Below are 13,298 nucleotides of genomic sequence, written 5' to 3' on the forward strand. Positions count from 1 at the left end.
GGGCAAAAAATCAAGGCGGCAGACCGGCTTCCGGTCCCTCTGCGGATGATTTTCCGGTTTTTCACAGGTTTTTACTTGTGCCGCAGCTTGTCGTCCCGCTTCTTGCCGCCGAACTGGCGGGCCAGGGCGGCGATGAGCAGAATAATGCCCAGGATGTTGACCACGCCGGAGGCCCAATCGGGCAGCATTCCGTGGGTGTACAGCATCTGTCCCGCGGCCAGGAAGATCAGGTTGATGAACAGCAGGTTCCGGGCCACCGGGTCCATGCGGGCGCGGTCCCGCACCTGCTTATCTGCCAAGGCGCTGTCCCGTGCTCTGGCACGAACCACGGCGCTGGAGTTGCTGTGTCGTTTTTTCGATTTGCTCATAGGTCATGCTCCTTCTCGTTCAATGACACCGCCGCCCACCACCAGGTCCCCATCGTAAAAGACCACAGCCTGGCCAGGGGTGACGGCCCGTTGGGGCCGGTCAAAGACCACCCGCACCCGGTCCTGGGATATCTGCTCTACAGTGCAGGGCTGCTCGGCCATGCGGTAGCGTATCTTGGCCCGCAGACGCAGGGGGGCGTTTAACCGGTCAAAGGGGATCCAGTTTATATCACAGGCGGTGAGGGCAGTGGAAAACAGGGCCGCGTTGTCCGACAGAACCACGGCGTTGTCCTCGGGCCGGACCTGCTTGACATACAGCCGTCCCCGGTTGGAGGATACCCCCAGTCCCCGGCGCTGGCCCACGGTATAGCCCACGATCCCCGTGTGCTCCCCCAACACATGGCCCTCCTGGTCCAAAAACGGACCATGGGGATAGGTCTTTCCCGTGTGGCGGCGGATAAAGGCGGCATAGTCCCCGTCGGGCACAAAGCAGATGTCCTGGCTCTCGTGCTTTTTGGCATTGATAAGCCCCTGCCGGGCGGCCATGGCCCGGATCTCGTCCTTGGACAGCCCGCCCAGGGGGAACAGGCTGTGGCTGAGCTGGTCCTGGGTCAGGTTATACAGCACATAGCTCTGGTCCTTCTCCGGGTGGAGGGCCTTGTGCAGCAGCCACCGGCCGCTGCCTCGGTCATAGCTTAGGCGGACATAGTGCCCCGTGGCCACATAGTCCCGGTCCAGCTCCTTCGCCCGCTGGAGCAGGGCACCGAATTTGAGATATCGGTTGCAGTCGATGCAGGGGTTGGGGGTCTCTCCCCGCTCATAGGCGCAGGCGAAGCGGTCCATCACCTGGTGATGGAACTGGCGGGAGAAGTTGAACACATAAAAAGGAAAGCCCAGCTGCCGGGCCACCGCCCGGGCATCCTCCACATCGTCCAGGGAGCAGCAGCTGCTCTCCCCCTCCACGCCCACATCTCCGTTGTCAAACAGCTTCATGGTCACGCCGATGAGGTCGTGGCCCGCCTGTTTCAAGATCCAGGCCGCCGTGGAGCTGTCCACGCCGCCGCTCATGGCAACGGCCACCTTTGCGCACATGCTGCGTCCCCCTCTCTGGAGCACTGGGTTACATAACGCCCAGTATCAGGAAAATCAAAATGGATAACGGTCATTTTGCCCAACCGCTTGAGAATACTTTTTGCAGTATATCACACTTTTTTTCCGTCGGCAACCACCGGGAAAATCACGCCAAACCCCACAGGCCCAACCGTTTGCAGGAAAACGGCCTTTCCGAATACATATTGTATTGCTTGGTTTTTATACAGCGAACAGGCACAATATCTTGTAGACCCGTACAATTTACAAACGAGACAAAGCGTGATATACTTCATTCCCGGTGATCAGAGAGATCAAATAACTTTCCGGCGGCAGCCCTGCCGCCGTTTTCCATCTGTTTGTTCCTACCAAACAGAAAACTTGAGAGGAGTGCGCACCGTGAAAGTAATCAAGCGAGACGGAAACATCGTCGATTACGACCGGAGTAAGATCGTCCGTGCCATAGAGAAGGCCAATGCAGAGGTAGCCCCCGATGAGCGGCTGTCCAAGGACCGCATCGACGCGGTGATCGACCGCATCGAGGCCCTCAAACGCCCCCGGATGCTGGTGGAGGATATCCAGGACCTGGTGGAGCAGGGGCTGGTGGAGGAGAACAAGTTCCACCTGGCCAAAACCTATATCATCTATCGCTATAACCGGGCCCTGGTGCGCAAGGCCAACACCACCGACGAGTCCATCCTGTCCCTGCTGCGCAATGAGAACCAGGAGCTGGCCGAGGAGAACTCCAACAAAAACACCATGATCGCCGCCACCCAGCGGGACTACATCGCCGGCGAGGTGAGCCGGGACCTGACCCGCCGTCTGCTGCTGCCCGATGTCATCTCCAAGGCCCACGACGAGGGCGCCATCCACTTCCACGACGCGGACTATTTCGTCCAGCCTATCTTCAACTGCTGTCTCATCAACATCGGGGACATGCTGGACAACGGCACCGTGATGAATGGCAAGCTGATCGAGTCCCCCAAAAGCTTTCAGGTGGCCTGCACCGTGATGACCCAGATCATCGCCTGCGTGGCCTCCAACCAGTACGGCGGCCAGTCGGTGGACCTGCGCCACCTGGGCAAATACCTCCGCCGCAGCCGGGAGAAGTTCCGCCGCCATATCGAGGCCGACTGTGCCGGCCATGCCGATGCGGAGACGCTGGAGCGGCTGGTGGAGGACCGGGTGCGGGACGAGCTGAAGTCCGGCGTACAGACCATTCAGTATCAGATCAACACCCTGATGACCACCAACGGCCAGTCCCCCTTCGTCACCCTGTTTTTGAACCTGCAGGAGGACGACCCCTATCTGGAAGAGAACGCCATGATCGTGGAGGAGGTGCTGCGTCAGCGCCTGGAGGGCATCAAGAACGAGGCCGGGGCCTATATCACCCCCGCCTTCCCTAAGCTGGTATATGTACTGGACGAGCACAACTGCCTGAAGGGCGGCAAGTACGACTACATCACCGAGCTTGCCGTGAAGTGTTCGGCCAAGCGGATGTACCCCGACTATATCTCCGCCAAAAAGATGCGGGAAAACTATGCCGGCAACGTGTTCTCCCCCATGGGCTGCCGCTCCTTCCTGGCCCCTTGGAAGGACGAGAACGGCAACTATAAGTTCGAGGGCCGCTTTAACCAGGGCGTGGTCTCTTTGAACCTGCCCCAGATCGGCATTCTGGCCCGGGGAGACATGGACAAGTTCTGGTCCCTGCTGGAGGAGCGGCTGGACCTGTGCTATCAGGCCCTGATGTGCCGCCACAACGCCCTGAAAAAAGTGCGCTCCGACTCCTCCCCCATCCACTGGCAGTACGGCGCCATCGCCCGTCTGCCCAAGGGCGCGCCCATCAAACCCCTGCTCTACGGCGGCTACTCCTCCATCTCCCTGGGCTATATCGGCCTGTACGAGGTGACCAAGCTGATGACCGGCGTGAGCCACACCCAGCCCGGCGGCACGGAGTTTGCCCTGAAGGTGATGAACCGCCTGCGCAAGGCCTGTGACGACTGGAAGGCCCAGACCAACATCGGCTTTGCCCTGTACGGCACCCCGGCGGAGAGTCTGTGCTACCGCTTTGCCCGCATCGACAAGGAGCGCTTCGGCACGATACCCGACGTAACCGACAAGGGTTATTATACCAACAGCTATCACGTGGACGTGCGGGAACACATCGACGCCTTCCACAAGTTCACCTTCGAGTCCCAGTTCCAGAAGATCTCCACCGGCGGGTGCATCTCCTATGTAGAGATCCCCAACATGCGTCACAATCTGGAGGCGCTGAAAGAGGTGGTCCGCTTTATCTATGACAACATCCAGTATGCCGAGTTCAACACCAAGAGCGACTACTGCCAGGTGTGCGGCTACGACGGGGAGATCATCATCAACGATGACAACCAGTGGGAGTGCCCCGTCTGCCACAACAAGGACCGGGCCAAGATGAACGTCACCCGCCGCACCTGCGGCTACCTGGGCGAGAACTATTGGAACGTGGGCAAGACCAAGGAGATCAAAGCGCGGGTGCTGCATCTGTAACCGAAAAAACTCAAAAAATATTCGGTGCAAAAATCGAACAAAAAACGGGCGCAAAAACCGCTACAATGCTTGTAATTACAAGGATTGTAGCGGTTTTATTCTTCTTAAATTGTAAAAAATGGGATTATACTATCGAGATTTATGGATCGCAAGCAAATTGCGTTACTGCGAACAGTAACTATTATCCATTACTACACTACCTCATGGGCCAGCCAACGGCGGCTCTTAAACCGTATCGTAAATACAATTCCACGAACGGTCCAATCTGTAAACATACCGATCCACACGGCAATCGGGCCAAATCCATGGACACGGCAAAGGTAAATACAGAGTGTTACCCGGAACAGCCACATGCTGATGCAGGAGAGGATCATGGAAAAGCGCACATCTCCTGCTGCCCGCATGCCGTAGGCCGGAACAAAAGCAAGTGTCCATACAATGGGTTTTACGACTGTGATCCATCCTATCATGTAAAAGCACATCTTTGCACTCTCCGGTTCCATGCCGCCTAACATCGTAACCGGTCTTGTCAGAATGTACACCAGGGCACAGCAGCCGATGATCACAACCTCCGCTATCACCGATAACTTTTTGATGTAATAGATGGCCTCATCCTGGCGTCCGGCACCCAAGCACTGGCCCACCACCGTCATCATGCCGATTCCGATGCCGATGGCCGCAATACCGTTTAAATTCTCCAGAATGTTGGTCATGGCCTGAGCCGCAATGGCGACGGTTCCAAGGGTCGATACCGTTGACTGAATGGCCAATTTTCCAAACTGGAACATTGCATTTTCGATTCCATTTGGAATTCCAAGAGACAGAATTCTTCTGATCCGCTGTCCATCTGGACGGATTCTCCCATATCCATAGACAGCGATCTCCTGCTTTGGATCCCTTAAAAAAGCCAGGACAACCACCGCTGAGATCACCCTGGAACCGAGCGTGGCAACAGCCGCTCCAGCCACTCCCAGATGAAATCCCCAGATCAACACCGCATTTCCGGCAATATTAAGTCCGTTAGAGACAACCGCGATGGTCATCGGAAGACGTGTATTCCCCTGCGCCCGGTAAATCGATGAGCCGGCATCATAAAGAGCTATAAAAGGAAATGAAAGCGCCGTGTAAAAGAAATAAATCCGTGCCGCCTCCATAACATCCGCTTCCACGCTGCCGAAAATCAACCGGAGCAACGGTCCCCTCGTCAGCAGGCATACCGCCATCACCGCCGTCGAGATGCTTGCTACTACGAATACCAGCTGCCTGGCCGATTCTTCTGCATTTTCCTTATCCCTCTGCCCGATATACTGGGAGCAGACGATGGTGCCGCCTGCTGCCAACGCATAAAATGCCTGTATCACCAAGATATTGATGGAGTCCACCAGCGATACAGCCGAGATTGCTGCCGATCCCACATTGCTGACCATAATGCTATCCGCTGTTCCCATCAGCGAATTCAAGAGTTGTTCCACTACAAGAGGAACCAGAAGCATCCATAAATCATGGTTGCTGAAGAGATGTTTTTCCGAATTATTTTTTTCCATACGCCGTCCTGTGTCTTTCTATGATGCTGGATCAATTTTCTGATCCCGTCACGGTTCACGTATACATGCCCAACAAGATGATTTTTCCGGTGCTTCGCAAACAGTCACCTGGTATCACAGTTTGGCTATTGTTTTATCCCGATATGGTTATACTGTCAATATAGAGCCATCCTTTATTTCTCTTCATTCGCCAACGATAGTATCCGGGCGATTGACCGTTGAATCATAGAAACACGCCCCGCAGGCTGGCAGACGACCATTTTTTGATTATTTCCGCTGTTCCAGCGCTTCGATCTCCTCTTCGATCTCCTCCACGTCCTCTTTCAGGAACATGAGCAGGAAGCCCACCACCAGCAGGGCGCAGGAGAGCCAGATAGTGCCCATACCGAACTGGGTGATGCCCCAGCCGCCCAGGCCAGCGCCCAGGGCGAAAAACAGGATGATGGCGAAATAGTGTCCTGCCTTGCGCAGGGGCTCGCGGTTGCGGGTGCGGAAAAAGGCGCACAGGGAGTCCATACCGCTGCGCAGGTTGCCGATGCACATGGTACTGGCGAAGGCATAGCCGTTGACCTTGCGGAAGGCCTGCACCTGCATAGCGCAGGAGAAGGAGACGGTGGCATTGGCCAGCATATTCAGGGACGCTGGCATCAGGCCCACGGCGAACAGGGTCACGATCTCCTCCAACAGGATAAGCTGTCGCCAGTGGATGCGCGTCCCCTGCTGAAAGCGGTAGCGCATACCCTCGGCGGCAGCGATGCCCAGGGCGAAGAAGACCAGCGGCACCAGATAATGGGGCACTTTGGCCCAGTTCCCGGTGAACAGATTCTGGCTGAGCAGGACGATGTTGCCCGTCTGGGCGTTGGCGAACACCTCGCCCCGGGCGATGTAGGTATAGGCATCCTGCAGCCCGCCGGACATGGACAAAAACGCCGCCGTCAGCAGGGCCTCAGACATCTGCCCCCGGCGTTTGCGATGACTCATAAAAAGACCTCCCGGATTTTTCTCGCTATACCATAACACAAAACGCCCCCCGGCGCAAGCCGGAGGACGTAAATTAGAACATATCGAAGTTGTGATTGCCAAATTCTACAAAACGTGCTATAATATCCTCGGCGCATGGATATGCGCTGGCGCTGCCAGTATTCGGTAGGCGGGAGGCCCCTCATTCGCATTGCCCTTGAGGAGGCCAAACTTCTTTTATAAAGCCTCCTCTTTCTTGGGGGGAGGTGGTACATATGGTGACTCATTCGGAACTGATCCTGATTGGTCAGCTCATCGTGAGCGTTCTGACTCTGTTCGTCCATATTTACAACAATAAAAAGAAGTAACCGCCACAGCTTCCCGGCTAACGGTTACTTCTTTTAGCAAACGGGGGCTCCCGTCTACCGGCAGCGCCTCTCTTTATCTTCAGTATAACATGATATGGAAAAAAGTCAATCCCCAATCCCCCGCCGGGGGATTTCTTTTTTGCCGGGGAAGCCCTCTCCGCCCCCTGCGGGGGCACCTCCCCCAAAGGGGGAGGCAAGGGGGACGGGGGGACGGAATCCCCCCTCCGCCTTCGGCGGTGTCCCCCCTTTCACAAGGGGGGCTGATGTCCTGCACCAATAGCCTCCCTTGTTAAAGGGAGGTGGCACGGGCGCAGCCCGTGACGGAAGGATTCCGCCCCCCTTCGGGGCTTTTCCCCCATCTTGCCAAATTCTACAAAACATGCTATAATATCCTCGGCGCATGGATATGCGCTGGCGCTGCCAGTATTCGGTAGGCGGGAGGCCCCTTCTTCGGGAGGAGGCCGCATTTCTCTTTTCCTCCTCCACTACATCGGAGGGGGGTGATGGCATGGTGACCTATTCCGACCTGTTTCAGTTCGGCATTTTGATCGTCGGCATCATTTCTCTGGTTTTCCAGATAAAAAAGAAGTAACCGCCCAAAGCTTGGCCGCTCGACGGTTACTACTTCTTAATCGTTGAGGGGCTCCCGTCTACCGGCAGCGCCTCTCTTTATTTTCAGTATAACATGATATGGAAAAAAGTCAATCCCCAATCCCCCGCCGGGGGATTTCTTTTTTGCCTTCCCCTGGGGGAAGGTGGCACGGCGAAGCCGTGACGGATGAGGGGAAGGGTATCGACAGCCGGGCACTTTCGATGGAAAGACTGCAAACTCTTCGGCGTTCCCCTCATCCGCCCCCTGTGGGGGCACCTTCCCCCTGGGAGGGGGAAGGCAATTCCTAACCTTGCCAAATTCTACAAAACGTGCTATAATATCTCCGGTGCATGGATATGCGCTGGCGCTGCCAGTATTCGGTAGGCGGGAGGCCCCTTCTTCGGGAGGAGGCCGAAACTTCTTTCCTCCTCCACTACATAGGAGGGGGGGTGATGCAGATGGTCACGTATTCTGATCTCATTCAGATCGGCATCTTGGTCGTTAGTATCATAAACCTGTTCTTGAACAGCAAAAAGAAGTAACCGCCCCAGCCCACCAAGCTAAGCGGTTACTTCTTTGTAACTCTTAGGGGCTCCCGTCTACCGGCAGCGCCTCTCTTTATCTTCAGTATAACATGATATGGAAAAAAGTCAATCCCCAATCCCCCGCCGGGGGATTTCTTTTTTGCCGGGGAAACCCTCTCCGCCCCCTGCGGGGGCACCTCCCCCAGGGGGGAGGCAAGGGGCGGTGGGGTCCACTCAGCCCCAGCTTGGCTCCCCCTGTGGGGGAGCTGTCAGCGCAGCTGACTGAGAGGGCGGGGGACGGATTGCCACGTCGGGGCTTTGCCCCTCCTCGCAATGACAGGACGGGGGGGACGGAAGGATTCCCCCCTTCGGGGCTTTTCCCCCATCTTGCCAAATTCTACAAAACGTGCTATAATATCCCCGGCGCATGGATATGCGCTGGCGCTGCCAGTATTCGGTAGGCGGGAGGCCCCTCTTTCGGGAGGAGGCCGAAACTTCTTTCCTCCTCCACTACATCGGAGGGGGGTGATGGCATGGTGACCTATTCCGACCTGTTTCAGTTCGGTATTTTGATCGTCGGCATCATTTCTCTGGTTTTCCAGATAAAAAAGAAGTAACCGCCGTTAGCTTGGTCCGCTCGGCGGTTACTACTCAGTAACTTATGAGGGGGCTCCCGTCTACCGGCAGCGCCTCTCTTTATCTTCAGTATAACATGATATGGAAAAAAGTCAATCCCCAATCCCCCGCCGGGGGATTTCTTTTTTGCCGGGGAAGCCCTCTCCGCCCCCTGCGGGGGCACCTTCCCCCTGGGAGGGGGAAGGCAATTCCTAACCTTTCCAAATTCTACAAAACGTGCTATAATATCTCCGGCGCATGGATATGCGCTGGCGCTGCCAGTATTCGGTAGGCGGGAGGCCCCTTCTTCGGGAGGAGGCCGCAACTTCTTTCCTCCTCCACTACATAGGAGGGGGGTGATGCAGATGGTCACGTATTCTGATCTCATTCAGATCGGTATCTTGGTCGTTAGTATCATGAACCTGTTCTTGAACAGCAAAAAGAAGTAACCGCCCCAGTTCCCCAACTTGGCGGTTACTTCTCGTAACCAACATGAGGGGGCTCCCGTCTACCGGCAGCGCCTCTCTTTATCTTCAGTATAACATGATATGGAAAAAAGTCAATCCCCAATCCCCCGCCGGGGGATTTCTTTTTTGCCGGGGAAACCCTCTCCGCCCCCTGCGGGGGCACCTCCCCCAGGGGGGGAGGCAAGGGCCGGTGGGGTCCACTCAGCCCCAGCTTGGCTCCCCCTGTGGGGGAGCTGTCAGCGCAGCTGACTGAGAGGGCGGGGGACGGATTGCCACGTCGGGGCTTTGCCCCTCCTCGCAATGACAGGACGGGGGAACGGAATCCCCCCTTCGGGGCTTTTCTCCCATCTTGCCAAATTCTACAAAACGTGCTATAATATCCTCGGCGCATGGATATGCGCTGGCGCTGCCAGTATTCGGTAGGCGGGAGGCCCCTTCTTCGGGAGGAGGCCGCACTTCTCTTTTCCTCCTCCACTACATCGGAGGGGGGTGATGCAGATGGTCACGTATTCTGATCTCATTCAGATCGGCATCTTGGTCGTTAGTATCATGAACCTGTTCTTGAACAGCAAAAAGAAGTAACCGCCCAACTGTCCCAACAGCACGGTTACTTCTTTAAGTAATCCAAGGGGCTCCCGTCTACCGGCAGCGCCTCTCTTTATCTTCAGTATAACATGATATGGAAAAAAGTCAATCCCCAATCCCCCGCCGGGGGATTTCTTTTTTGCCGGGGAAGCCCTCTCCGCCCCCTGCGGGGGCACCTCCCCCAAAGGGGGAGGCAAGGGGCGGTGGGGTCCACTCAGTCCCAGCTTGGCTCCCCCTGTGGGGGAGCTGTCACGGCTTCGCCGTGACTGAGAGGGAAAAAGCGCCCCTCCTTGCGGAGGGGCGCTCTTTTTGGCGTTAGCCTAGTCAGTGCTCAGACAGAGGTCTGATTACTTGACGTAGGGGACAACAACCAGGATGGAGGTGGCCAGAGGAGTGGTGTCAGTGTCGTTGTCGACAGTCATGACATACACGCCGGTCAGGTCGCTGCTGATAATCTTGCCGCTGGCATCCTTGGTGAAGTTGGCATCGGCATAAGCCACGACATCGCCGATATCACCAGTACGGATGGCACTAACGTCCTTGTTATTCTCCTTCAGCTCGATGACCACGAACTCGGTCTTGCTGTCATAAGCAAAGACATCGTGAGCCTTGCTGGGATCATTGTTCAGGTTGATGGAGCTGTGCAGAGACAGAACGCCATTCTTAGCAGCGTCAGCATAGACGTTAGCGGAAGCAGCAACAGCGTTACCAGCCTTGAAGTTGGTCAGCTGAGTAGCAGCGCTGACATAATCATCGCCGTCATACTTGGTGATCAGGTACAGGCCCTTGGCGCTGAAAGTGCTCTTAGAAGTGTTGGTGACGTACAGATCGGTGCGCTGGTTGCCGTGGATATCATAGGCGGCGGTCAGCTTGTACACGGTCTTCTTGTTGCTGTCCTTCATGGCCTCCATGTCGGTGCCCTTCAGGATGACATAGTCATCATCGTTGGCGGAGCTACTGATCTTGGAACCATAGATGAACACGATCTCGGCCACGCCGTCGCTGTTCTTCACAGCGGCCACATTGGCATTGGTCTTGTTGGACACGTTCTTGTAGCCGGTCCAGGTCTTGTTGTTCTCCGCGTCGACAAACACGGTCTGGCTGTCAGTGGTGACAATGCTAGTCTTGTTACCAGCAATGGTGGGAGTCTTGTTGGAGATGGTAACCTTATCAGCAGCACCAGTATCCTTCTCGTTGGTGACAGCCTCCAAATCATAGTCGCTGGAGCCAGCGGTGTACTTGTACACAGTGTTCACCTGGACATTGCCGGAAGCAGCGACGCCGCCAGCGGCGGGGGTGTAGGAAACATCCTCGGTGACCTTCTGGTTGTGAGCATTCACATAGGTAACCTGGTCCAGATCAACGGTCTTCTGAGTACCGTCGAAGAAGACGACCTTAGCGGACACGTCAGAACCGAAGGAAACATCCAGGCTCTTCACGAACAGGTAGTCCTCAGCAGAGCTGGACTTGCCCTCGTAAGCTACGGCATAGCCATAAGCGTCCAGATACAGGGTGGCATCCTTGTCCACGTCGGGGTTGCCGTCACGGACATTGTCCTCCAGGTTGTACAGGCCGTTCTGGATGCCGTTGTTCTGATAGGCATAGTTGTAGCTATACTTAGTGCCGTCGATAGTGGTATAGTCGGCATCGCTCTGACCGGTGACCTTACCGGCAACAGTCTTGGCCTTGGCCATGGACTGGACCTCGCCGTCAGCAGCGGTGTAAACAACCACGTCGTCCTTGGCGAACTTCATATCAGAGGTGTACTTGGTGTCAGCAGTCACGCCGGGGATGCGGGTCTTGAAGGACAGGGTGACCTCGTACTCGCCCTTGGTGGAGTCCTCGGTGACCTTGGTGACCTTGGCCACGCCGGTGTCGATCATGGAGACAACAGCGGTCTTCTTGTCGGAGTCGACGAACAGCTGGGTCAGCACGCCCTCACCGGACGTAGCAACACGCTCAGTGCCGGTCTTGCTGGTGCTACCGAAAGCATAGCTCTTGTGAGCATTGGTAGCACTGGCATTCACACCGGCCAGGTTGACACCGTTGCGGTACACGGACCACTTGTAGTTGTCGTAGGCATCGGAACCGGCGGCCTCATACAGGGCCTTGTTGGTGACCTTGGCGGTCCACTCGCCATCCACGGAGTCAGCATACTTGCCGATCTCATTGGACTTGTAGGTCCAGGTAGAGGCAGGACGGCCAAAAGAGTCAGAGCCGCTGGACTTCTTCAGGTCGCCGCTGTACAGCTTCTCACCCAGCTCCACGGTGTTGCCGTTCAGCTTGGTACCGTCGTTGTTGGAGTTCAGCTGATTGTCGATGGCCTTGGCATAGTCCTTGCTGCTGGTGATGTAGTTGTACTTCACGTTGCTGGAGATGATCACGCCGTTGACCGCGATGTCCTGGCCGTCCTTCTCAGCCTCCACGGTGGGAGTCTTCAGGGCGTTCAGCACCAGCTGAGCCAGGTCGTTGCGGGTCATGGCCTCACGCACGCCGGAGTCCACGTCGTCGAACAGGTCGATCTGAGTGGCCTTCTTGATGGTGGAGAACTGCCAGTCAGAGCCGAAGTCGCTGGAGTACTGGAAGTAGCCCAGGGCCTTCATCAGCATCAGAGCGGCCTGGCTGGTGGTGACGGTGTCGCTGCCGCCGTAGGTGGTCTTGGTGTAACCGGAAGTGATGCCGTTGGTCCAGCAGGCGGCCACATAGGGTTCAGCCCAGGAGGGGACATCGGTGAAGGGAGAGGTGCCGGCGTAGGTGGCGGCGCGGTAGTCCATCAGGTTGGACATGACCACGGCCATCTCGTTACGGGTCACCTTCTGGTCAGGGTTAAAGTTGCCATTGTTGTCGCCGACCATAATGCCGACGGACTGGAGAACCTCGATGGCTTCCTGGTTCTGCTTGGAAGTCACGTCAGTGTAGCTCGCGCCGGTACCGACAACGGTCATGCCCAGAACCATGACAGAAGCCAGAGCCAGGCTGAGAGCCCGCTTCAGATTTCTCATTTCGGAATTCCTCCTTGTAGAATATTGCGTTGCGTCAGAGCCGCACCACCGACTCCTTCGCTACGATGGCATTCTATCAAACCCCAAAACCAAAGTCAAGCGCCCCGGCCCAGATGTAACAAAGGTGTAACATTGGGGTAACTTTGTTGCAGAGGGGGGCCTGTCATTGCGAGGAGCGCAGCGACGCGGCAATCCGTCCCCCCGCCCTCTCAGTCAGCTCCGCTGCCAGCTCCCCCACAGGGGGAGCCAAGACCAGGCCCGAGGACCCCAACGACCCTTGCCTCCCCCCTTGGGGGAGGTGCCCCCGCAGGGGGCGGAGAGGGCCCGCGTCCCCCCTCCTCCTGTCATTGCGAGGAGCGCAGCGACGCGGCAATCCGCACCCCCGCCCTCTCAGTCAGCTCCGCTGCCAGCTCCCCCACAGGGGGAGCCAAGACCGGGCCCGAGGACCCCACCGACCCCCTTGCCTCCCCCCTTGGGGGAGGTGCCCCCGCAGGGGGCGGAGAGGGCCCGCATCCCCCGTCCCGTCATTGCGAGGAGGCCCAACGGGCCGACGCGGCAATCCGCACCCCCGTATCTTGCCAAATTCTACATAATATGCTATAATCCACCCAAGCGCTGCCAGTGGCGGTAGGCGGGGCCCCTCCTTCGGGAGGAGGCT

At 56.9% G+C, this 13,298-nt stretch carries 6 protein-coding genes; 1 reads left to right on the forward strand and 5 read right to left on the reverse strand.

The window, feature by feature from the left end; translation table 11 throughout:
- Nucleotides 1-71: 71 nt before the first annotated feature.
- Nucleotides 72-368 (reverse strand): hypothetical protein, encoded by a 297-nt coding sequence (locus H8S55_RS02320; RefSeq protein ID WP_186877638.1) that lies wholly within the window; start codon nucleotides 366-368, stop codon nucleotides 72-74.
- 3 nt (nucleotides 369-371) lie between these two features.
- Nucleotides 372-1,460 (reverse strand): tRNA 2-thiouridine(34) synthase MnmA, encoded by a 1,089-nt coding sequence (gene mnmA / locus H8S55_RS02325; RefSeq protein ID WP_186877639.1) that lies wholly within the window; start codon nucleotides 1,458-1,460, stop codon nucleotides 372-374.
- A 396-nt stretch (nucleotides 1,461-1,856) separates the two neighbouring features.
- Between mnmA and nrdD the strand changes: the two genes are divergently transcribed.
- Entirely contained in the window at nucleotides 1,857-3,983 is a 2,127-nt protein-coding gene (gene nrdD / locus H8S55_RS02330) for an anaerobic ribonucleoside-triphosphate reductase (protein ID WP_147563144.1), read from the forward strand.
- Between the two features lie 191 nt (nucleotides 3,984-4,174).
- Here the strand turns inward: nrdD and H8S55_RS02335 are convergent, their stop codons facing one another.
- The 3 genes from H8S55_RS02335 to H8S55_RS02350 all read right to left on the reverse strand — a co-directional run bounded on the left by H8S55_RS02335 (nucleotide 4,175) and on the right by H8S55_RS02350 (nucleotide 12,640).
- Nucleotides 4,175-5,527: an MATE family efflux transporter gene (locus H8S55_RS02335; RefSeq protein ID WP_186877640.1), complete on the reverse strand. Its 1,353-nt coding sequence runs from the start codon at nucleotides 5,525-5,527 to the stop codon at nucleotides 4,175-4,177.
- A 267-nt stretch (nucleotides 5,528-5,794) separates the two neighbouring features.
- Nucleotides 5,795-6,508, reverse strand: coding sequence for a YoaK family protein (locus H8S55_RS02340; RefSeq protein ID WP_227147744.1), 714 nt, complete (start codon nucleotides 6,506-6,508; stop codon nucleotides 5,795-5,797).
- A gap of 3,477 nt (nucleotides 6,509-9,985) precedes the next feature.
- Nucleotides 9,986-12,640: an S-layer homology domain-containing protein gene (locus H8S55_RS02350; protein WP_186877642.1), complete on the reverse strand. Its 2,655-nt coding sequence runs from the start codon at nucleotides 12,638-12,640 to the stop codon at nucleotides 9,986-9,988.
- Nucleotides 12,641-13,298 lie beyond the last annotated feature (658 nt).

It is taken from the genome of Flintibacter faecis, assembly GCF_014287875.1.
Taxonomy (GTDB): Bacteria; Bacillota; Clostridia; order Oscillospirales; family Oscillospiraceae; genus Lawsonibacter; species Lawsonibacter faecis_A.

What these genes read in the sequence shown, in the direction of transcription:
- H8S55_RS02320 (WP_186877638.1), bottom strand. Translation starts at nt 368, where the DNA reads ATGAGCAAATCGAAAAAACGACACAGCAACTCCAGCGCCGTGGTTCGT.
- mnmA (WP_186877639.1), bottom strand. Translation starts at nt 1,460, where the DNA reads ATGTGCGCAAAGGTGGCCGTTGCCATGAGCGGCGGCGTGGACAGCTCC.
- H8S55_RS02335 (WP_186877640.1), bottom strand. Translation starts at nt 5,527, where the DNA reads ATGGAAAAAAATAATTCGGAAAAACATCTCTTCAGCAACCATGATTTA.
- H8S55_RS02340 (WP_227147744.1), bottom strand. Translation starts at nt 6,508, where the DNA reads ATGAGTCATCGCAAACGCCGGGGGCAGATGTCTGAGGCCCTGCTGACG.
- H8S55_RS02350 (WP_186877642.1), bottom strand. Translation starts at nt 12,640, where the DNA reads ATGAGAAATCTGAAGCGGGCTCTCAGCCTGGCTCTGGCTTCTGTCATG.